Genomic DNA, 20555 nt, shown 5'->3' with positions numbered 1-20555 from the left:
CTTTTTCACAGGAGAATTATAAAGCTTAACTGCCCGTAAAGGCCCGATTGGTTCAACTATCAATCCCAGTGGAAGAAATTCACTTCCACTGTGGGTGAGTTTCACTTTATCGCAGATTAACGGGCAGTAAAAGCCCCTCCTAGCTTTTTCACAGGAGAATTATAAAGCTTAACTGCCCGTAAAGGCCCGATTGGTTCAACTATCACCCACAGTGGAAGAAATTCACTTCCACTGTGGGTGAGTTTCACTTTATCGCAGATTAACGGGCAGTAAAAGCCCCTCCTAGCTTTTTCACAGGAGAATTATAAGGCTTAACTGCCCAGTACCTCCCCTGTATTTAAATTTCACTTTATCACAATATTTAAATTCATCTCAAAGATTGCAGTCCAGGTAAATGAAGGAGATAATAAAATATATACTATTTACTGAGGTGTTTTGGCTTGTCTAAAAATATTGAAATTGAATTTAAAAACATAGTTACAAGTGATGAATTTTCGAGATTAATGCAGTTCTTTGAAATTGGCGAGCACGATTTTACTGAACAGGTAAACCATTACTTTGATACACCAGAGTTTTCATTAAAATCAAGCGGAAGTGCACTAAGGATCCGCGAGAAAAATGGTTCATTTGAGTTGACGCTAAAGCAGTCCCATCCGGAAGGACTATTGGAGACCAATGAATACCTCACGCAATCTGAGGTTCAACAAATGCTTAAAACAGGAAAAATCACTAGTCAACAGATCCAGAAATTAATAGAGAAAATGAGTATAGCCACACATAAGCTGCAATATTTCGGCACACTCTCCACAGCGCGCGCTGAAAAAAAACATTTAAACGGACTGGCCGTTTTGGATCACAGCCGCTATTTAAACAAGGAAGATTTTGAATTGGAATATGAAGTAAGCAATAGAGAAGAAGGCCATTCTGCATTTCTTAATTTGCTCGAACAGCTAAACATTCCTGTAAGAAATACCGAAAATAAAATTAAACGTCTCTATAACGAGAAATATAGACAGGAGAAGGAAAAATAAAAATGCATGCCTTTTGCCAAGGAGCACTGTTATGAGTGTAAATCAATTAAAAATAATGCTTGAATTGAAGGCACTCCAAAGCTTTCATAATACAAAGCAAGGTTCTAGCTCAAACCCTTTGTTTCAAGAACTTTTGACAGGTTTAGTGGCTGAAAGCAGTCAGAATGAAGAACTTCATGTGACTGGCGGGCTTGGAACTGTTGCATCACTAAAGCCATATCTCAATCTGCAGAATAGAAATCACTTTAATGCTGCAGCCCTGCCACCAGTAAAGCTTACCAAGATGGCGGACAATTCGAAAAGTAATTTTGATGACTTAATTCAAAAAGCTTCAGGCCTGTTTAATGTACCTGCCCAGTTTATTAAGTCTGTCATTAAACAAGAATCAAATTTCAATCCCAACGCCGTAAGTTCAGCAGGCGCTTCCGGACTCATGCAGCTTATGCCTGAAACAGCCAAAAGCCTTGGGGTTAAGAATGTATTCGATCCCGCTGAAAACATATTTGGCGGCGCCAAATACCTGAGACAAATGATGGACCGGTATGGTGATAATATTGAGTTAGCACTTGCCGCCTATAATGCTGGACCTGGAAATGTAGATAAATATGGTGGTGTTCCGCCTTTTAAAGAAACATTGAACTACATAAGAAAAGTAACGTCATCTTTTATTGCCTAAAAATAATATAGCCAAGCCGCCTGCATTTTCACAGGCGGTTTTTTCCTGTTAAAGACCGATGTTTTGCTTAACATCCGGATTGATGGAAAGCTGTTAACTCATACTAAAAGAAAATGTTCATGATAATTTCAGAAGGGCTTGCTGGAACGCTATAAGCTATTTGTTTGAGATATAAATCCCTCATTGATAGAATATAAAGAGATGTTAATATCCTATATTAAATAGGAAGATTTCTACTTTTAAACGAACTAACTCATAAAAGGAGTTTTAAATATGGCCGAGAAAATGCACACTCCCTTCGACGCTATTGGCGAGGAAAAGCTGCATAAGCTTATAGACGCTTTTTACCGGCGCGTTGGACAACACCCGGATCTCGTTCCTATTTTTCCAGATGACCTGACTGAGACAGCCAGAAAACAAAAGCAGTTCATGACCCAATATTTAGGGGGACCGCCACTATATACTTCTGAGCATGGCCATCCAATGCTTAGGGCCAGGCATATACCTTTTCCTATAACTGAAACCCGGGCCAGGGCGTGGCTATCCTGCATGAACAGTGCAATGGATGAAATCGGACTTGATGATCCTTTGCGGGAGGATTTTTTTTCCCGGCTTGTTCTTACCGCACAGCATATGATTAATACACCGGAAAATGATTTGAAAGGTGAAGGATCTTGAATAAGCGGAAAACATTTAAAACTAAACTTTCATCTCCCCATTGCCATGGCAGTGAGAAAAAGCCGATTGAAGTATATATATTCGTCGATCCTCTTTGTCCTGAATGCTGGGCACTTGAACCCATTATTAAAAAGCTGCTCATTGAATATGGACGCTATTTTTCAATAAAGCATGTATTAAGCGGACGGCTGGCTACCTTAAATATGGGAAAAAGGCAAAATTACGAAAATATTGCAGATTTATGGGAAAAGACAGCGAGCCGATCGGGGATGTCCTGTGATGGCAGCTTATGGTTCGAAAATCCTGTTTCCTCTCCCCATCTTGCATCCATAGCAATAAAAGCAGCTGAATTACAGGGAAGGAAAGCAGGCATCAAGTTTTTACGCAAACTTCAAGAGGTGTTGTTTCTTGAGAAACAGAATGTCTCCAGCTTTGAAGTCTTAAAGAATTGTGCAAAAGATGTTGGTCTTGATGTTGTCGAATTTGTATCAGATATCCATTCAGATAGTGCTGCCAAAGCATTTCAATGCGATCTAAAAATCACCTCTGAAATGGATGTCCAGGAAATCCCAACCCTTGTATTCTTTAATGAAAATATTGAAGATGAAGGAATCAAAGTAACAGGTTATTACCCTTATGAAATTTATGAGCAAATTTTGGAGGAAATGCTGCCTATTAAACCAGAGCGTTCTTCTCTTCCGCCATTGGAATATTTCTTAAAGTATTTTAAAGTGGTGGCAAGCAAGGAAATTTCTGTTGTCTATAATATGCCAGATAGCGAAGTAAATCGGGAAATGAAAAAATTGCAATTAAAGCAAGTGGTTGAACAAATTCCAGCAAAATACGGGAATTTTTGGAAATATATCGATTAGAAAAAGCTGTGCAATTGCACAGCTTTTTCTAATCGATTGTGTTAAAAAATGAAAAAACCCATGGAGGTCGTTGAACACGGCTTTTTTCAGGTTAATTATTCGAACAATGAGGATGGGAGAAATTTTTCACGATCAAACAAAGGGGTATATGCTTGCTTGTGATCAACTTCACACCTGTAAGATACCATGGAAAAAAGCTGATATACAATAAGTTTGTGTGTTCCTTCACAATATAGTCAAAAACAAGTCATATTAAACAGGACAACCGCATAAGATTGTATAGAATGCTTATAAAAAGATCACCTTTTGAAGCACCAATAAATGTCCAGCCAAGGAGGAGAACATAGTGAAAAAACTGCCTATTATCCTGATGCTATTGCTCATTCTGCTCTCCTTTATCTTAAATATTTTTGGATTAATGAAGCTCATTCCTATATTAATTACCTCACCGCTATTATTTGTATCACTTCTGATTCTATTGTTATATTTGAATGACCGCAGGCGATTTAAAGGATTTTAGATCAAATAAAAAAGGAAGCCAGACATGTTGTCTGGCTCCTTTCTATTAGGACAGCAGGCTCTCCATTTCGATAAGCTTTTCTTCAAAGACTTTACACGCATCTTCAATTGGTTTGCTGCTTGTCATATCGACACCCGCTTTCTTGAGAACTTCGATCGGATAATCAGAGCTTCCGGACTTTAAGAACTCAATATATCGCTCCACTGCAGGCTGCCCTTCCTGTAGTATTTGTTTGCTTAGTGCGGTTGCAGCACTGAAGCCTGTTGCATATTGGTATACATAATAATTGTAATAGAAATGAGGGATTCTAGACCATTCCAGACCAATTTCCTTGTCGATCATGATGTCATCTTCCCCAAAGTATTTCTTATTGAGCTCAAAATATTCTTTTGTTAATGAATCCGCTGTTAAAGCCTCATTGTTCTGAGCCTTTTGATGAATCAGATGTTCAAATTCTGCAAACATTGTCTGGCGGAAAACAGTTCCTCTGAAGCCTTCAAGGTAATGGTTCAATAAATATAAACGTTTCTTATCATCATCTATTGTTTTTAGCAAATAATCGTTAAGAAGCGCCTCATTGCAGGTTGAAGCCACTTCGGCTACAAAGATTGAATAGTTTCCATACGGATATGGCTGATGCTTTCTCGTATAATAGCTGTGCACAGAATGGCCAAACTCATGTGCAAGGGTGAATAAATTATTCACATTATCCTGCCAGTTCATTAGGATATAAGGATTGGTTCCGTAAGCACCTGACGAATAGGCCCCGCTTCTTTTTCCCTTATTTTCATGAACATCTACCCAGCGACTTTCAAAGCCTTCTTTTAAAATACCTAAATAGTCTTCTCCCAGCGGCTTCAGGCCTTTTAATATGAGATCCTTGGCTTCATTATAGGGGATTTCCATTTTTACTTCTTTCACCAATGGTGTGTACAGATCATACATATGAAGTTCATCAACGCCTAAAACCTTCTTGCGAAGTTTTACATAGCGATGCAGCAAGTGCAGATTATCATTAATTGTGTTCACTAAATTTTCATAGACACTTTCAGGAATATTATTTGCAGCAAGTGCAGCATGGCGTGCTGAATTAAAATTTCTGATTTTAGCATTAAAATTGTCTTTTTTCACATTGCCGCTCAACGTGCTTGCAAATGTATTGCGGAATTTCCCATAAGTTCCATACACCGCTTTAAATGCGTCATGCCTTACACGCTGATCATCGCTTTCAAGAAAACGGATAAAGCGACCATGTGTAATTTCAACTTCTTCGCTATTCTCATCCTTAATCGAGGGAAATTCCAAATCAGCATTATTCAGCATGCCAAATGTATTGCTCGAAGCTCCAAGGACTTCCGAAGCCTGGGCCAGCAGTGCCTCCTGTTCAGCCGATAATACATGAGGCCTTTGGAGGTTAATTTCCTCTAGAGAGTGCTTATATAATTGAAGTTCTGTTTTTCCCTTCAGAAAACGGTCGATCTTCTTTTCATCGACCGCAAGCAGTTCCGGAACGATGTAAGCTAATGTACTTGCAGCATCAGAATAAAGGTTCTTAATTTTATCATCCATGCCCTGATAAAAAGAATTTGTTGTATCCTGGTCATATCGCATATGGGCATATGTATATAGCTTGCCAAGCCGTGACAGCAAATGATCTTGAAACTGAAGCGCTTCATATAAAGTCTCAGCACTTTCACCAATCTTTCCCTGATAATTGCCTGCTCCCGGAATAAGCTTCTCTACTTCTTTATATTCTTTATCCCAATCATCATCACTTGAGAAAATATCTTCTAAACGCCAAGTGTCTTCTATTGCTATTTCATTTCTTGCAGGCAGCTTTTTTACTGTTGTTTCGTTAGTCATTATTTATCCTCCATTCCAAAGTCCCATGTCATAAAACACCATTACTGTATCTTCTCTCTTCAGCAAAAAAATCCTTCTTTTATCGCCAATTATTGTGCAATCCTCGATTATTTTATGTTAATGATGAGGTTTTCATTTATTTTTATTCAATTTATTCCTGGTTGCTTTATGCCTTCCATAATCAACATACCTTTCTCATGGTAGAAAGCCTCTTCCTTTCGAAGCAGCCATGATTGACTCTCATGAATTGAATAGGGGGAAGACCTTTTGTATAGCCCCCCTTCTTTGGCTAATACCTTTAAATTAACAAGCAGATTTAAATATTCTTTTACGGCAAAAGAGGCATCCGTACCACAGACCAAGGGCAGCCTCCTGATTTTTATGTCATTTTTGTATACCCTTTTATGAAAGCATGAAATCACCTTTTCTAAAGAGAAAGGATTCTCTTCCTTTAGGACATCCATAAATAAGTAGCTTTGCCACTGTATAGGTGAAGTTTCAATAAGTGGGGCTTGAAATACCGGAAGGCCTACCTCAGGAGGCAGATAAATAGGGGAAAGCGAATGGGTGTATAATTCTCGCAGAAATTTATTCTTAAAGGCTCCTCGGGTCTGTGGAAGAAAGTCTTTAGTTTTTCGCAGCTCTTTGTACCATTCATACTTGCTGATTTGACCATGAAACTTCGGACAAAATAGAGTTGATAAATCAGCCTTATTCAATGGCTTAATTTGATAAGTTGAAAATGCGTTTTTTACTGTAATAGGAACGATGTGGTGAATATTGATAAATGATTTCGTAATGGGACAAAAAGAAGGAATGACCCAATTGTCTGAGTCAGTTTTTCGGAGAAATAAATAGTGGAATCCTGATAAAGATATTTTATTATTTCCAATGCGGCTAATATTCTTCCCTGCCAGTATCCAAATGGGAATGATGCCTGATTGAAAATACGACCTCGAACGTTTTGCAAATAGTTCCTCTGATATGATGGAACATTGAAACTCGATTGCATAATCAATACCTTTATAACGGACGCCAATATCAGGCCGTTGAGCAATATCCGGATAATAAGGTTCAAGTACCGGATTCAGCCCCTTTTCCTTTAGCCAGTTCAATAAAATGAGTTTGCTGGTGCTATGATATTCTGATTCCCTTTCATAGCTTTCTGTACAGCTTGACCCCTTATTGTGGCTATAATGTGGAATGCGTTTAGTTCCAACTTTCATGATGACCTCTTCGCTGCATTCAGGACAAAAAAATTTTGTCTGTTTCCTCAGTCGTTTTAAAGTAAGCAAATCCTGGTTTTCAGCCAGATTTACTCGTTCTCCTTCATTTGTGTGAGCTACTAACAAACAACCATCCCCTTTCTTATTATAATGTTTATTCTGTTTTTTCTGCCTGATTCCTCTAACTCAGATAAGAAATCTTTTTCCAAAATACAAAAACCGATTTCAAAAATTGAAATCGGTTCTGATTATTTAAAGTGTTTTCTTAGATGTTCAAATACATTTTCTTCTATAATCAATTTACCGTATTCCACGATACGGTGAATTGTCGTGCTTGTTTCTTGCCCGTATTCCAGAAGAATGCTTAACATGTTATCTACATCATCTTCTTCAAATAAATCTTCCGGAAACTCTGAAAATAAGTAGTATTTCCCTTCGCAGGAATAAAGCTTGGTGTTAATGGAGTCCAGGTTGGTTCGTTTTGATAAGGAAATAATATCCTCAAAATCCTTGAATGTTAATAAAAATTCAAGGTCCCCATCGTAATCTGTATCATCATCACCGGATTTGCGGAAGTGATGGTCCAGCATTTCCTCTATATGCTCATCAACAGGCAAATCCTTCACTTTTTCATCAGGTACAGGCAGTTCAAACTTTTGCCCATCCTTGGAAAGCTGAGCCTTAGTAACTAATACCTCCAAACCTTTATCCAAAGCCTGAACCTGTATCCATAATGGCCCTTCTACTAGAAATTCTTCCTCTTGATGAACCTCATCCATCATCTCCCAAAAGAGCTCCTCGCTCCGTTCACGATTGTACCAAATCTCTTCACGGTCAAAGCCTCTTTCTTCTATGTCAAGATAAGATATATAAAATTTAACTGTATGATCATTAATACGTTCGATTTCCATGCAGCAACTCTCCCTTCTGGCTATGATTGAAGGGACTAAATACCCCCAGCAGTCATGTGTGTGTAATCCTTTTACCCGTAAATCAATCGGTTAATCCCATGAAAAGAAGGCAAAGTGTATTTTGTACCTTGTACTTTTATTTTATGACAAAATAAGCATAAAGGGAATTAAAAAGCCATATCTTTAGAAAAACCGTTATCTGCCTATTCCTCCCTTATCCAATAAGGGGTTCAGCTTATTAGCAGGGTTTTTTATATATTCTATTATTATTGCCAATATCCTTGTTATTTTTCATATTAGATAATAAAAAAAGCCTCTTCTGCAAGCAGAAAGAAGGCCTGATCTATTTTTAGTTAACCATGCGCTGTGCTTCACGCAACTGGTAAGTACGAACTTTTCTTGGCAGAAAACGTCTGATTTCATCCTCATTATATCCAACCTGCAAACGCTTTTCGTCGATAATGATTGGTCGGCGAAGAAGTCCTGGATTCTCTTTAATTAGTTCGAACAAATCTTGCAAAGGCATTGTTTCAAGGTTTACATCTAGTTTTTGGAATGTCTTGGAGCGGGTAGAAATAATTTCATCTGTCCCATCTTCAGTCATTCGCAGAATTTCTTTTATCTCCTCAATGGATAGCGGCTCTGAAAAGATGTTTCTTTCTTTATAGCTTATTTCATGCTCTTCCAGCCATGATTTCGCTTTTCTGCATGATGTACAACTTGGTGAAGTGTATAATGTGACCATTTTACAATTTCACACTCCTTTAAATTAGACATATATACAACCATTTAGATTAATATTTGTTTAATTACATATTTTTAAGCTATCTAAATTAAAATAACTTTAATCAAGTAATTTATATTAATTATTATACACTAAACATTGACCGTTTGGTATAATTTTTTATAAATATGATAAAAGTCTTATACATTAATTAAACAAATGTGTAAAACAAAGAATCTACTATATAAGACGAGCCAGCAAGTGAAAAGTTTCACTTTTTTATTAATTTCTTAAATTTTTTCTTAAGAAACAACGGTTACTGACACCTTTAAAAGGGTAATTATGTAGACTAAAACAATTTATAAAATGATCTAATTTCTTATTAAATACCCAAGTATCTGTATTTTAAACCTTTAAAATCATTTTCTATTCTCAATTATTTTTTGAAATTGAAAACACAGCCATTAAGATAAATGGCCGTGTTTTTCCAATCCCCAAACCCTTTAAAGGCAATTTAATTACACATCCTCTAAAACATCCTGGCTGCTTTTTTCTTCTTCAAAGGTTAGAACTTCTTCAACCGGCTGATAAGATTTTCCATAAAAATGAGTATCCCTGTACGTGTGTATCAATTCATACGTTTTTTTCATTGCTTCATAAATCAATTCTTCACTTTCACTTCCAGGGGACCAATAGAGGATTTCCATCGTATTGATTTCATTGGTTGCAAGAGACCTGCGGGTGTATCCAATCGATTGAGCATGCTCGAATCCTTCTCTTTTATAGAAACGCAACCGTTTTTCAGTATCTGTATCCTCATAGTCAACTGGCTCAACTTCTAAAATAATTGGCTTTCCTTTTGACTTAAGATTTTCAAGAAGCTTGTGTCCCAGTCCCTGCCCTCGTGATTCCTTTGATACAAACAAATAGTCTATAAACACAAAGTTATCAAATTCTGCGTACATAAGGACATGGTATGGACCTTCATCCTTATGGTAAATATCAGAACGCTCCTTCAAAAGAGTTTCCATATGTTCTTTTGACTTCATTTCCTCGATTGGAAAATACTGATTCAATTTTTCGTACCAATGCATGGATCTTCTCCTTTTTTAGCTCCCAAACCTGTGGATTTGGTTGCGTGAGTTTTTATTCCAGCATGATAAGCTCCCAGCTTTCATTTCCATAGCTGTGTTTTTAGGAATAAATAAAAATTTTTCTAAGACTCTTTTCCCAAGGATCTTTTCACATAGATTGAATTTATCTTGTAATCTCTGCCCGTTGATATCCGCTGCAGGTACTCACTTTCCACGGGGCTGCTGGAAGTCTCCTCCACGTTCTGCATCTCAGAGTCTCACTCGGACGCTATCCCGCAGGACATTGAATAATCTTCCTTGAATAGGCATCGCACGAAGAAAATGCGATAGCATTTTTGAGGATCCCGCACCTTCCGCTACAATCAGCTCAGAAATCAAGAATTGTTGTTAGTTACTGTATGCAGTAAGCTTTCGAAAAAATCTCTCCTAAAAATAAGGCATCAAATAATACATCCTGTCAGATTAAGTATTTGTGGATTTCCCCCTTTTAATACAAGAAAATTTCGAATAAAATAGAGATAAGGGATGTTTTATAAATAATCACAGGATTTTGTGAAAAGAAAGATGGAGGTTTATCATGGTTGGTTACATAACAGACTTAACGATTGTTGCTTTGCTCATAATTGGATTTACTGCCTTGTTAGGTGTACTAACAAATGGGATTGGAGAAAAGGTTTTTGGCGGTAAAAATAAATCCGAATTCGTGGACCAATCTGCAAGAATGCAGACTGGATGGAAAAGCGTAGGCGGAAAGAAAAAGTAATTTCAATACGCCCATATACTATGATACCGCATACAAAAATGGTGTCAAATAATATGAAAAAGAGAGGCTGAAGTCATCAGCCTCTTTTCTATGGGGTATAATCCACGTTCTTCGTATAAGTATTTCCTGCATTCCACAGCAGGAATTCATTAATCCCTTGTTCGTTAAGCGCTTTAATCTGTGCTTCGACCTCCGCTTTTCCATATTTCTTGTAGTTTCCTGCCCCTAAATAAGAAGCAGTAAAGTCCTGCAGCCATGGTCTTGAGAGAGGTGGGTTTTCCAGTTCATCTAATTTTCCTTTCTCAAGCTTAGCATACTCAGTTACTAGCTTATATGGCTCCAAATCAGGTTTGGCTATCCCAAAATAAGAACTCCAGTGGCTGGGGTAAATCATTGATGAAATTACATCTACATGCTCGGATATTTTCGTGAAATTCTGGCCTATACCGGGAGCCTCAGGCAATGTGGCAGTATAGCCAAATATATCGACTGATACCTTTACTCCATAAGGCTCTAGTTGTTCCTTTGCGTACGCAACAAAGTCAGTTACTGCACTTACCCGTTTTTGAACATTTTCCATTTTTAAATCTTTATATTTTCCCATGCTATACGTCAGCGATTCATCCTTGTGTTCAAAGCCTTCTGGAAAGCGGACATAATCAAACTGAATCTCCTGAAAGCCCATTTTAGCGGCTTCTATTGCAATATCGACATTATAATCCCATACTTGTTTTAAAAATGGATTCACAAATGATTCTCCTCTGCCATTCTTCCAAACTTCTTTTCCATCCTTATAAGACCACTCGGGTTTCTTTTTGGCAAGTACGGAATCTTTAAACACAACCACCCGTGCTATTGGATAAATCTGCTTTTCTTCCATTGTTTTAAGAATTTTTTTTGGATCTTTTATGTAAGGCTTTCCTATCTCAGTGTATGAGGAGTTTTTATCAGGGATATAGGTAAGATTGCCCCAATCATCTTTTATATCTATGACCATAGAATTTAACTCTGTTTCATCCATTAAACTTACAAGCTTTTTAAACCTTTCCCCTCCTGCGGAATGTCCTGTAACATATACACCTCTTACAGCATCCGGATATTGAAAAGCATAGCCGGAATCAAATTGAAAACGGCTTATTTGTTCTGGGAGTTCCTTCACCAGAGAAACATATTCCCTCTGAGGCTGAATCCCCGGCTCTAAAAGTTCCTGTTCTTTTGCTTCACCAGGTGCGGCAGACATTGAAATAACTGCCGTAAATATCAAGGCTGCAGCGATCCTTTTTGTCTTTATCAACTGTTATACCCCCTCTTCCTTACAGAGTTCTAAAACGACACCTTCATTATAAAGTTATAGTAAAGCCCATGCTATGATGAATCTTAAAAACTTGTATCTTCTATATATGTATCTTTTCCTGCTAATCTTTAAACCTATTATGTAAAAGAATATCATGCTTTTCCATTGCAAATCACGTTTAATTAAATGAATGGATGAAAATATAATTAATAGAAAATTCTAATAGTAATTTCAGGAAATATGTTGTATTATATACTAAAGAAAAACACATTAACGAATAAAAGTGTTAAAGTAGTATTTCTATTTCCTAAATGTATGCGAATCATTTTTTACATCTTGGTATATCCTTTGTAACAGTGAAAGGATTTGGCTTAAAGTATTTACTATACCCATCCCAAGACGTAAAAAACGATCTCATATGAGATCGTTTTTGTTAGTTTGAATATTGGACTTTTAGTTGTTCATACTCTTTATCAGAGCAATAAACAAAGTGTCCAGGTGTGATTTCACGCATTTCAAGATTTTCATTTTCAGCGTAATTATGCACAGCTGGATCATAGGACTTTCTTCTGCGTGAGCGCTCCGTTTCCGGATCTGGAAGCGGAATAGCTGACAGAAGCGACTGAGTATATAGGTGCATTGGATTGTTATATAGATCCTCTGCGGGTGCCAATTCTACCAGTTTGCCAAAGTACATAACACCAATCCTGTCGCTGATATACTTAACCATCGATAAGTCATGCGCGATGAATAAGTATGTTAAGCCCTTCTCACGCTGAAGTTTCTTCATTAGGTTGACAACTTGAGCCTGAATCGAAACATCAAGTGCTGAAATTGGTTCATCTGCAATGATAAAGTCAGGATCAACAGCAAGTGCACGAGCGATACCAATACGCTGCCTTTGTCCGCCAGAGAATTCATGCGGATAACGATTGGCATGCTCCTTGTTCAAACCAACTGTTTCCAAAAGCTCATAAACCCTCTCCATACGTTCTTTCTTGCTCTTGGCAAGTCCGTGGATATCAATACCTTCAGCAATGATATCTGCTACAGTCATACGAGGGTTTAATGAAGCGTACGGATCCTGGAAGATCATTTGCATTTTTCGGTTGAATTTTTTTAGTTCTTTTGCAGACTTTTTGCCATGGACATCTTCACCTTCAAAGAGAACTTGACCGTCTGTCGCGTCATATAATCTAATAATTGTCCGTCCAGTAGTTGATTTACCGCATCCAGATTCACCAACAAGACCTAGGGTCTCTCCTTTATAAATATCAAATGTGATTCCATCAACTGCTTTTATCATATTAGGACGCCCAACATTGAAATGCTGTTTCAAGTTTTTAATTTCAAGCAATTTTTCTGACATGATTATTTACCCTCCTTAACTAATACTGGCTTTTCGAACGTGGAGGATAATTGACGGATCCGTTTTTTAACAGCTTCTGGAGGCTCAACTTTAGGCGCATCCGGATGAAGAAGCCATGTTTTTGCAAAATGAGTTTCAGAAATTTGGAACATCGGCGGCTCTTCTTCAAAGTCAATTGCAAGTGCATAGCTATTTCTAGCTGCAAACGCGTCTCCTTTTGGAGGATTTGTTAAATCCGGAGGAGTACCAGGGATTGCGGCTAAGTCAGCTGAATGATCACTATCCACACTTGGCATGGAAGCTAGAAGACCCCATGTATATGGGTGGCGCGGGTCATAGAATATTTCATCTACTGTACCCATCTCAACAATTTGTCCTGCATACATTACAGCTACTCTATCTGCTACGTTGGCAACTACGCCTAAATCATGGGTAATGAAAATAATAGATGTATCCATTTTGCTTTGAAGATCCTTCATTAGCTCAAGAATTTGCGCCTGGATTGTAACATCAAGTGCTGTTGTAGGCTCATCCGCAATTAACAGCTTTGGATTTGCTGCAAGAGCGATTGCAATCATTGCACGCTGTCTCATACCTCCTGAAAATTCGTGCGGATACTGGTTAACCCTTTTTTCAGGCATTGGAATACCAACTAAGCGAAGAAGTTCAATCGCTCTATTCTTAGCATCCTGCTTGGACATATTTTGGTGCTTTATTAAGCCTTCAGTTATCTGGTTCCCTATTTTCATTGTCGGGTTTAGGGACGTCATAGGATCCTGGAAAATCATACTGATTTCTTTTCCACGGATTTTTTCCATTTGTTTTTCGGTTTTAGGTACGATATCATCACCGTTTAATAAAATTTGGCCTCCGGAAATATGGCCAGGCGGCATAGGTATTAGCTTCATAATTGATTGGGACGTAACACTTTTGCCGGACCCTGATTCACCAACTATCGCAAGCGTCTCTCCCTTATGAAGGTCAAAGCTGACACCTCGGACTGCTTTTACTGTACCTCCATATGTTTGGAATGAGACTTCTAAATTTTTGATTTCTAATAATTTTTCCATATTCTCACTCCTTATTTTCGCATTCTTGGATCTAATGCATCACGTAATCCGTCGCCGACTACGTTAAAGGCAAAAATTGTAAGACAAATAAACGTAGCTGGGAAGAATAAACGCCATGGATAGTAACGCATAGCAGGCAAGCCGTCATTCGCCATTGTTCCCCAGCTGGCTAGTGGCGGAGTTAATCCAAGGCCCAAGAAACTTAAGAATGCTTCTGTAAAAATAGCAGAAGGGACAGTCAATGTCATTGTGACTAGGATTGGTCCCATTGAGTTTGGAATTAAGTGTTTAGCCATAATTCTGTTCGTATTCGCTCCAAGCGTCTTGGCTGCCAATACATACTCTTGGCTTTTCAGAGAGAGCACCTGTCCACGTACAATACGGGACATGTTGATCCAGCCTGTAATTGACATCGCTATGATCATAGTAGTTAAACCCTGCCCAAGAACAACCATTAATAAAATAACTAATAGAAGATAAGGAACACCGTAAAGTATATCGGCAAAACGCATCATAAATTCATCGGTACGACCGCCTTTATATCCGGCGATTCCGCCCCATATTACACCGATAATCAAATCAATCAACGCTGCAGCAACACCAATAAAGATAGAAATTCTGGCACCTTCCCAGGTTCGTGCAAAAACATCGCGTCCCAGATCGTCTGTACCAAACCAATGCTCAGATGAAGGAGGCTGGTTCTTATTGACAAGGTCATTTGATGCATAATCATATGGAGTCATATATGGTCCAAAGATCGCCATGAAGATTAGCAAACCTAATAGTACTAACCCAAACAAAGCGAGCTTGTTTTTTCGAAATCGGATAAATACATCCTTCCAAAATGAAAGACTCGGTTTTGAAATTTTTTCAGCTTCACTAAGCTGCGTTCCGACTAGTTTAAACTTATCTTTCGAAATCTGCATAATTACTCTCCTTTCTTCCCGCCAGCAAGTTTGATGCGTGGGTCGATGATTCCGTATGCAATGTCAACAAGGAGAATAGATACAAGCAACAGAATACTGTAGAAAACTGTAACACCCATAATTACCGTATAATCCCGGTTATTGATACTAGTTACAAAGTGTGCACCCAGTCCAGGAATACCAAAGATTTTTTCAATTACGAAGCTTCCTGTTAAAATGCCTGCAGTCAACGGTCCCATATATGTTACAACTGGTAATAGTGCATTACGGATTGTATGTTTAACTGTAATAACTCCACTGCTTAACCCTTTGGATTTTGCTGTTTTAATATAGTCGTTTGCCAAAACCTCCAGCATGCTTGAACGTGTTAATCGCGCAATGAAAGCCATCGGTGTTGAAGCAAGTGCCAAGGCTGGCAGAACACTGTGCATGAATGTTTCCCAGCGAGCTACCGGGAAGATACCCATTTTAATAGCGAGGAAATATTGCAAAAAAGATGCCATTATAAAGGAAGGCACGGAGATGCCTAAAACAGCAATAATCATTGCTGTATAATCCGGCCATCTATTATGTTTTAATGCCGCAATGATTCCTAAAAGCACACCAATTGCTACAGCGATAAAGATTGCTTCCATACCAAGTAAGAATGAAACGGGAAATCCTTCATTAATTAAGTCATTAACAGTTTGGCTTTTATATTTAAATGATGGGCCGAAATCCCAATTGACAATTCTTACTAGATACTCCCAATATTGTGCATACCATGGCTTGTCCAAGCCAAAATGGGCATTTAGATTAGCTTCAATTTCGGGAGGAAGTTTTTTCTCAGATGCAAAAGGGTTTCCGGGTGCAATGCGCATGAAGAAAAACGTTGCTGTTACAATCATCCATAACGATATGATCATATACAGTAAGCGCTTTCCAATATATTTCGCCATTGTCAAACACCTCCAATTTATTACAATGCCTTATTCAGAAACGAAGGTATATGGGATTAAATATCCCATATACCTTTCGTCAAGTTAGCTATTCTTATTCAAAGTATGCCCATTTGTACTGGACATCACCTAGACCGGATACTACAACATCTTTTAAGTTTTCAGCCTGTACCCAGTTGTTAGTGTAGAAGTAGATTGGCGCTACAGGCATATCTTCCATGAAGATTGCTTCTGCATCTTTCAATAATTGCTGGCGAGCATCAGCATCAGTTTCTGTTGCAGATTTAGCAAGCAGATCCTGGAACTCTTTGCTTTCCCAGCCAGTATTGTTGTTACCGCCGTCAGCGTCACGATACATTTCTAAGAAGTTCATTGCATCATTGAAGTCACCTAACCAGCCCATACGTGCAACTTGATAATCCATTGTGTTAACTTTATCAAGGAAAACATTCCACTCAGCGTTATCAAGATTTACTTCAACACCAAGGTTTTGCTTCCACATATCCTGGATTGCCTGAGCAATCTTCTGGTGTGCCTCTGATGTGTTATAAGAAAGAGTTACAGCAGGAAGTTCAGAAGCATCTTTATATCCAAGCTCTTCTAAACCCTTTTGCAAGAATTCTTTTGCAGCTTCAACATCATTGTCAGGGAAATACCCCTCTTTGTTCTCTTCGAACATTGATGGAGGAACAATCGCCATAGCTGGAAGCTGCTCACCCTGAAGGATGTTGTCAATGATTTCCTGACGGTTGATTGCATGAGCAAATGCTTTACGGATATTTACATTGTTGAAAGGTTCAACAGTTGTATTAAACTTGTAGTTATAGATTCCTGCAATTGGGTTCGTTACTAAGCGGCCGTCATCTTTAAGAGCCTGCATAGCATCCGTTGGAAGTGCACCAGTTGGAGCTCCAGCCCAATCTAATTCGCCATTGTCAAACATTGATAACTCAGTGTTTGGATCATTAATCATAATCATTTCAATCTTGTCTAGCTTAACTGTTTCTGCATCCCAGTAAGTTTCGCTTTTTTCTAGGACAATTTTGTCACTATGAGACCATTCAGTCATATGGAAAGGTCCATTTGTTGTAAAGTTTTCACCAGCATCTGTTGCCCACTCAGCATTTGATTCGGCAATTTTGCTGTTAACTGGTAGGTAAGTATAGAATGCTGTCAATTCCAAGAAATATGGAGTTGGGTTTACTAATTTAACTTCAAGAGTTTTGTCATCTACAGCTTTAACGCCTACAGCATCTAGTGAACCTTCGCCCGTGTTGGCAGCTTCAGCACCTTCGATGTAATATAGCTGGTATGCGTATGTTGAATTGTTCGCAGGATCAAGCGCCCATTTCCAAGCATAAACAAAATCGTTTGCAGTTACAGGGTCGCCATTTGACCAGTTTGCATCACGTATTTTGAAAGTGTAAGTCTTTTGGTCTTCAGAGATTTGTACATCTTCAGCCATTGCATTTTCAGGCTTTCCGTCTTGACCAATACGAGTTAAACCTTCAAGGATTTGGCGAAGTACAGTACCAGATGTGGAATCTTCAGCTAAACCTGGATTTAATGAAGGTGGTTCAGTATTGATATTTACTCTTAATTCCTGCGGTACGTCAGACTTTCCGCCGTCGCCTTCGTCCCCGCCTTTTTCACCGCCGTCAGATGCATTGTCTCCGCCGCCGCTGCACGCAGCAAGGAACATGCTTAGCACTAGCAGCATGCTAAAAAAGATCGATAATCTTTTGTTCACTGTATTAACCCCCTATATAATTTCCTCAAACAATACCTTTACGGGATGCCTCTATTTTAAAACACAACTGTACGCCCCAGATGTATTGCTCAAATAGTCTGTTAATTCAATTTGCAAAAATTTGCAGACTATTTAGAAGGCAACAAAAAAAGCAAGTTTATATTCTCTTAAAGACAGATTATCCCTCTATTCTGACAATTCAGCATAAAAGAAAGAGATCTTTAATATGTAAGCTATAAACTTACTGATTATGTACCATACTCTCGCTATCCGGAGTGATATAGGTGTTTTTAAAATGTTACAAAAACGTAAAGAATATGTTTGTTACGTTTATTATAAATAGTTTAAAAACTTATTGCAAGTAGCTTTTCTCGGCTTCAAAACAATCTAGTATTTTATTTATAGCTTAAATGTCTTATAAATTAAGAATTTTAAGATTTTAAAAAGTTTTTTAATTTGTTAATTTCCAGATGAACCATGGGATCTTCTTCCTATATATTGCCAATTCAACTACTGAAAACAAGTACCTATATACATGTTATCATCCAATCAATTACTTGATTTTTGTAACTCGATAGTATATTTTATTATATAATAACAATAAAATTTATTTACAATCGGCAATGAAAAAAGAGTAGTACATTTACTTAGGGTAAGCAGAGATCCTGTGGCTGGTGAAAACAGGATATCCGGTAAATCGAATGGACTTTTGAGCCCTCTGTCTTTACAGACGTGTCCTCTCGTTATCGAGGATCTATGCATAAATTTGCATAGGACAGAGTGACTCATTATGAGTAATTAGGGTGGCAACGCGGACCATTCGTCCCTATTGTTAGGGATGAATGGTCTTTTTTGTGTATTTCGCACTCGAAGGTATCCTTCCAATAGATCCTGGTTATTGCGGCTTTCCGTATTACAATTCTCTTTTTTTAGCTGATTAAGGAGGAAAAAAATGAAAACCATTTTTTCAGGCATACAGCCGAGCGGTATGATTACCCTTGGAAATTACATTGGTGCCATGAAGCAGTTCGTTGAACTGCAAAATGAATATAACTGTTATTTTTGCATTGTTGATCAGCACGCCATTACAGTCCCTCAGGATAGACTGGAATTAAGAAAAAACATCAGAAGCCTTGCTGCCCTTTATCTGGCAGTTGGTATTGACCCTGAAAGATCAACACTATTTATTCAATCTGAGGTTCCGGCACACGCTCAAGCCGGATGGATGATGCAGTGTGTTTCTTATATTGGCGAACTGGAACGCATGACTCAATTTAAAGACAAATCTGAAGGAAAGGATGCTGTTTCTTCAGGTTTGCTTACTTATCCGCCACTTATGGCAGCCGATATCCTATTATATAGTACAGATTTAGTTCCTGTAGGAGAGGATCAAAAACAGCACTTGGAATTGACGCGTGATTTAGCGGAGAGATTCAATAAGAAATACAATGAAATTTTTACTATCCCTAATGTAAGAATTGCTAAAGTTGGCGCACGTGTTATGTCACTTCAGGATCCATTAAAGAAAATGAGCAAATCAGATCCTAATAAAAAATCATTTATTTCATTGTTGGATGATCCAAAGCAAATTGAAAAGAAAATAAAGAGTGCCGTAACAGATTCAGAAGGAATCGTAAAATATGATAAGGAAAATAAACCAGGTGTCTCAAACCTCCTTTCCATGTACTCCATTCTTTCCGGTAAACCTGTTGACGATATTGAAAAAGAATATGAAGGGATGGGCTATGGAGACTTTAAAGCTGGACTATCAGACGTGGTTATTAATACTATTAAACCGATCCAGGATAAATATTACGAACTAATGGAATCTGAAGAACTTGATAAAGTGCTCGATCAAGGATCAGAAAAAGCGCGTACTGTCGCAAATAAAATGGTTAAGAAAATGGAAAATGCCATGGGACTTGGCCGAAAAAGGAAATAAAAAAACAGCCATAAAGGCTGTTTTTTTTATTTCCTGGCTTAATTCACTTTTGGACCATGTTCCATTTCCCATAACTTTTCAAAAAATGGCTGCCCCTTAATTAAATTCTCACAGAATTTTTCATGTTTGCTTGACCAGCCATACTTGCTTTCTTCATATAATTCATACCATGCTTCTTCAAAATTCATTGACTGGATTTTTGAATAGCGTTCTGGACTCCATTCTGTATACCAATATCTGACCTCTGCATCATTATTGGAGGAATGCAACTGATCCAGTGCCATAAAGAGCAATTGCTTTAACTGCCTTTCTTTTCTGGTCAGCCCCGCCATAAACTCGGGGGCCGGAGAAAGAATATTAAATTCTTTTAAAGCAGTCTGGTCATTGAATAAATAGGTTTTCGTTTCTTGATTTTCCAGCATCTCATAAGCAAGCTGTTCCTGTCGGGGAATAAGCCTACTTTTTCTTATTGGAATATTATAGCCAATTGTATCTACAGCCAATATGCCTGTCCCATCTGATACAACAAAGCAATATTCCAATTGAATTCGCTCATGATTTTTCCGCAAATAAGCTTTTTGATATATATCATCTAGCAGTTGTTGTGGCAGCTCAGAAAGATCATTCTCAATGTAATGAAATAAAATTGGGTCAATCTTTAATAGCGGTACCTGATCTAACAGTTCAACTCCATCATCTTTTCTCCATTCATGAAAATGGCATACGTTATAACCATTTTCTTCTCCTTCAAACCAGTTCACCCAAACATCATGAAGATATAACATTTACAACCCCCCACTTCAACAAACTATTTGTCATTCAGTATGGGCAGCCAGCAGTAAATTTATTCCTTAATTACATTCACAATCCATTTTTTATTCATTACTTTTTCTTAAAGGCAAATATAT

General features: G+C 38.0%; 19 protein-coding genes and 1 other annotated feature. Of the genes, 7 read left to right on the top strand and 12 right to left on the bottom strand.

All coding sequences use genetic code 11. The features are described from left to right. The first annotated feature begins 440 nt into the window (after nucleotides 1-440). The 5 genes from NCCP133_RS05490 (at nucleotide 441) to NCCP133_RS05470 (ending at nucleotide 3777) form a co-directional block, all read left to right on the top strand. Entirely contained in the window at nucleotides 441-1031 is a 591-nt protein-coding gene (locus NCCP133_RS05490) for a CYTH domain-containing protein (protein ID WP_264803925.1), read from the top strand. A gap of 31 nt (nucleotides 1032-1062) precedes the next feature. Next, nucleotides 1063-1707 (top strand): lytic transglycosylase domain-containing protein, encoded by a 645-nt coding sequence (locus NCCP133_RS05485; protein WP_264803924.1) that lies wholly within the window; start codon nucleotides 1063-1065, stop codon nucleotides 1705-1707. 273 nt (nucleotides 1708-1980) lie between these two features. Further along, entirely contained in the window at nucleotides 1981-2385 is a 405-nt protein-coding gene (locus NCCP133_RS05480) for a globin domain-containing protein (protein WP_264803923.1), read from the top strand. Further along, on the top strand, nucleotides 2382-3257 hold the full coding sequence (locus tag NCCP133_RS05475) for a ClpXP adapter SpxH family protein (protein WP_264803922.1): 876 nt from the start codon (nucleotides 2382-2384) through the stop codon (nucleotides 3255-3257). Before NCCP133_RS05480 ends, NCCP133_RS05475 begins: the two co-directional genes overlap by 4 nt. A gap of 346 nt (nucleotides 3258-3603) precedes the next feature. Next, nucleotides 3604-3777: a hypothetical protein gene (locus tag NCCP133_RS05470; protein WP_264803921.1), complete on the top strand. Its 174-nt coding sequence runs from the start codon at nucleotides 3604-3606 to the stop codon at nucleotides 3775-3777. A 45-nt stretch (nucleotides 3778-3822) separates the two neighbouring features. Here the strand turns inward: NCCP133_RS05470 and pepF are convergent, their stop codons facing one another. From pepF to NCCP133_RS05445, 5 genes are all read right to left on the bottom strand, one after another. Continuing rightward, nucleotides 3823-5640, bottom strand: a complete 1818-nt coding sequence (pepF, locus tag NCCP133_RS05465) for an oligoendopeptidase F (RefSeq protein WP_264803920.1) — start codon at nucleotides 5638-5640, stop codon at nucleotides 3823-3825. A gap of 146 nt (nucleotides 5641-5786) precedes the next feature. After that, on the bottom strand, nucleotides 5787-6992 hold the full coding sequence (locus tag NCCP133_RS05460; RefSeq protein WP_264803919.1) for a competence protein CoiA: 1206 nt from the start codon (nucleotides 6990-6992) through the stop codon (nucleotides 5787-5789). A gap of 122 nt (nucleotides 6993-7114) precedes the next feature. Beyond that, entirely contained in the window at nucleotides 7115-7777 is a 663-nt protein-coding gene (mecA, locus tag NCCP133_RS05455; protein WP_264803918.1) for an adaptor protein MecA, read from the bottom strand. 349 nt (nucleotides 7778-8126) lie between these two features. Next, nucleotides 8127-8522, bottom strand: a complete 396-nt coding sequence (gene spxA, locus NCCP133_RS05450; protein WP_026582716.1) for a transcriptional regulator SpxA — start codon at nucleotides 8520-8522, stop codon at nucleotides 8127-8129. A 497-nt stretch (nucleotides 8523-9019) separates the two neighbouring features. Further along, a complete protein-coding gene (locus tag NCCP133_RS05445) occupies nucleotides 9020-9595 on the bottom strand; it encodes a GNAT family N-acetyltransferase (RefSeq protein ID WP_264803917.1) in 576 nt (191 codons plus the stop codon). Nucleotides 9596-10172: 577 nt separating this feature from the next. Between NCCP133_RS05445 and NCCP133_RS05440 the strand changes: the two genes are divergently transcribed. After that, nucleotides 10173-10358, top strand: coding sequence for a hypothetical protein (locus NCCP133_RS05440; RefSeq protein WP_264803916.1), 186 nt, complete (start codon nucleotides 10173-10175; stop codon nucleotides 10356-10358). Between the two features lie 88 nt (nucleotides 10359-10446). Here NCCP133_RS05440 and NCCP133_RS05435 read toward each other — a convergent pair whose 3' ends face one another. The 6 genes from NCCP133_RS05435 to NCCP133_RS05410 form a co-directional block, all read right to left on the bottom strand. Beyond that, a complete protein-coding gene (locus NCCP133_RS05435; protein WP_264803980.1) occupies nucleotides 10447-11598 on the bottom strand; it encodes a putative glycoside hydrolase in 1152 nt (383 codons plus the stop codon). A 487-nt stretch (nucleotides 11599-12085) separates the two neighbouring features. Beyond that, entirely contained in the window at nucleotides 12086-13021 is a 936-nt protein-coding gene (locus tag NCCP133_RS05430) for an ABC transporter ATP-binding protein (RefSeq protein ID WP_264803915.1), read from the bottom strand. 2 nt (nucleotides 13022-13023) lie between these two features. Next, nucleotides 13024-14091 carry an ABC transporter ATP-binding protein gene (locus NCCP133_RS05425; RefSeq protein ID WP_264803914.1) on the bottom strand — a complete coding sequence of 356 codons (1068 nt, stop codon included), beginning with the start codon at nucleotides 14089-14091 and terminating at the stop codon, nucleotides 13024-13026. 11 nt (nucleotides 14092-14102) lie between these two features. Continuing rightward, nucleotides 14103-15020 carry an ABC transporter permease gene (locus tag NCCP133_RS05420; RefSeq protein ID WP_442874240.1) on the bottom strand — a complete coding sequence of 306 codons (918 nt, stop codon included), beginning with the start codon at nucleotides 15018-15020 and terminating at the stop codon, nucleotides 14103-14105. Continuing rightward, nucleotides 15020-15955, bottom strand: coding sequence for an ABC transporter permease (locus NCCP133_RS05415; RefSeq protein ID WP_264803912.1), 936 nt, complete (start codon nucleotides 15953-15955; stop codon nucleotides 15020-15022). The genes NCCP133_RS05420 and NCCP133_RS05415 overlap by 1 nt, the downstream gene beginning before the upstream one ends. A 94-nt stretch (nucleotides 15956-16049) precedes the next feature. Next, nucleotides 16050-17705 (bottom strand): peptide ABC transporter substrate-binding protein, encoded by a 1656-nt coding sequence (locus tag NCCP133_RS05410; protein ID WP_264803911.1) that lies wholly within the window; start codon nucleotides 17703-17705, stop codon nucleotides 16050-16052. Between the two features lie 614 nt (nucleotides 17706-18319). After that, nucleotides 18320-18536, top strand: a binding site (T-box leader). A gap of 121 nt (nucleotides 18537-18657) precedes the next feature. On the opposite strand from NCCP133_RS05410, the gene trpS reads away from it, so the two are divergent. Next, entirely contained in the window at nucleotides 18658-19647 is a 990-nt protein-coding gene (gene trpS / locus NCCP133_RS05405; protein ID WP_264803910.1) for a tryptophan--tRNA ligase, read from the top strand. Between the two features lie 38 nt (nucleotides 19648-19685). Here the strand turns inward: trpS and NCCP133_RS05400 are convergent, their stop codons facing one another. Beyond that, a complete protein-coding gene (locus NCCP133_RS05400) occupies nucleotides 19686-20432 on the bottom strand; it encodes a YjbA family protein (RefSeq protein ID WP_264803909.1) in 747 nt (248 codons plus the stop codon). Nucleotides 20433-20555 lie beyond the last annotated feature (123 nt).

Origin of the sequence: Cytobacillus sp. NCCP-133, from assembly GCF_026011715.1 — a bacterium.
Classification (GTDB): domain Bacteria; phylum Bacillota; class Bacilli; order Bacillales; family Cytobacillaceae; genus Cytobacillus.
This window is presented reverse-complemented; position numbering and strand designations above follow the sequence as displayed.

What these genes read in the sequence shown, in the direction of transcription:
- NCCP133_RS05485 (WP_264803924.1), top strand. Translation starts at nt 1,063, where the DNA reads ATGAGTGTAAATCAATTAAAAATAATGCTTGAATTGAAGGCACTCCAA.
- NCCP133_RS05480 (WP_264803923.1), top strand. Translation starts at nt 1,981, where the DNA reads ATGGCCGAGAAAATGCACACTCCCTTCGACGCTATTGGCGAGGAAAAG.
- pepF (WP_264803920.1), bottom strand. Translation starts at nt 5,640, where the DNA reads ATGACTAACGAAACAACAGTAAAAAAGCTGCCTGCAAGAAATGAAATA.
- mecA (WP_264803918.1), bottom strand. Translation starts at nt 7,777, where the DNA reads ATGGAAATCGAACGTATTAATGATCATACAGTTAAATTTTATATATCT.
- spxA (WP_026582716.1), bottom strand. Translation starts at nt 8,522, where the DNA reads ATGGTCACATTATACACTTCACCAAGTTGTACATCATGCAGAAAAGCG.
- NCCP133_RS05445 (WP_264803917.1), bottom strand. Translation starts at nt 9,595, where the DNA reads ATGCATTGGTACGAAAAATTGAATCAGTATTTTCCAATCGAGGAAATG.
- NCCP133_RS05440 (WP_264803916.1), top strand. Translation starts at nt 10,173, where the DNA reads ATGGTTGGTTACATAACAGACTTAACGATTGTTGCTTTGCTCATAATT.
- NCCP133_RS05435 (WP_264803980.1), bottom strand. Translation starts at nt 11,598, where the DNA reads ATGTCTGCCGCACCTGGTGAAGCAAAAGAACAGGAACTTTTAGAGCCG.
- NCCP133_RS05430 (WP_264803915.1), bottom strand. Translation starts at nt 13,021, where the DNA reads ATGTCAGAAAAATTGCTTGAAATTAAAAACTTGAAACAGCATTTCAAT.
- NCCP133_RS05425 (WP_264803914.1), bottom strand. Translation starts at nt 14,091, where the DNA reads ATGGAAAAATTATTAGAAATCAAAAATTTAGAAGTCTCATTCCAAACA.
- NCCP133_RS05415 (WP_264803912.1), bottom strand. Translation starts at nt 15,955, where the DNA reads ATGGCGAAATATATTGGAAAGCGCTTACTGTATATGATCATATCGTTA.
- trpS (WP_264803910.1), top strand. Translation starts at nt 18,658, where the DNA reads ATGAAAACCATTTTTTCAGGCATACAGCCGAGCGGTATGATTACCCTT.
- NCCP133_RS05400 (WP_264803909.1), bottom strand. Translation starts at nt 20,432, where the DNA reads ATGTTATATCTTCATGATGTTTGGGTGAACTGGTTTGAAGGAGAAGAA.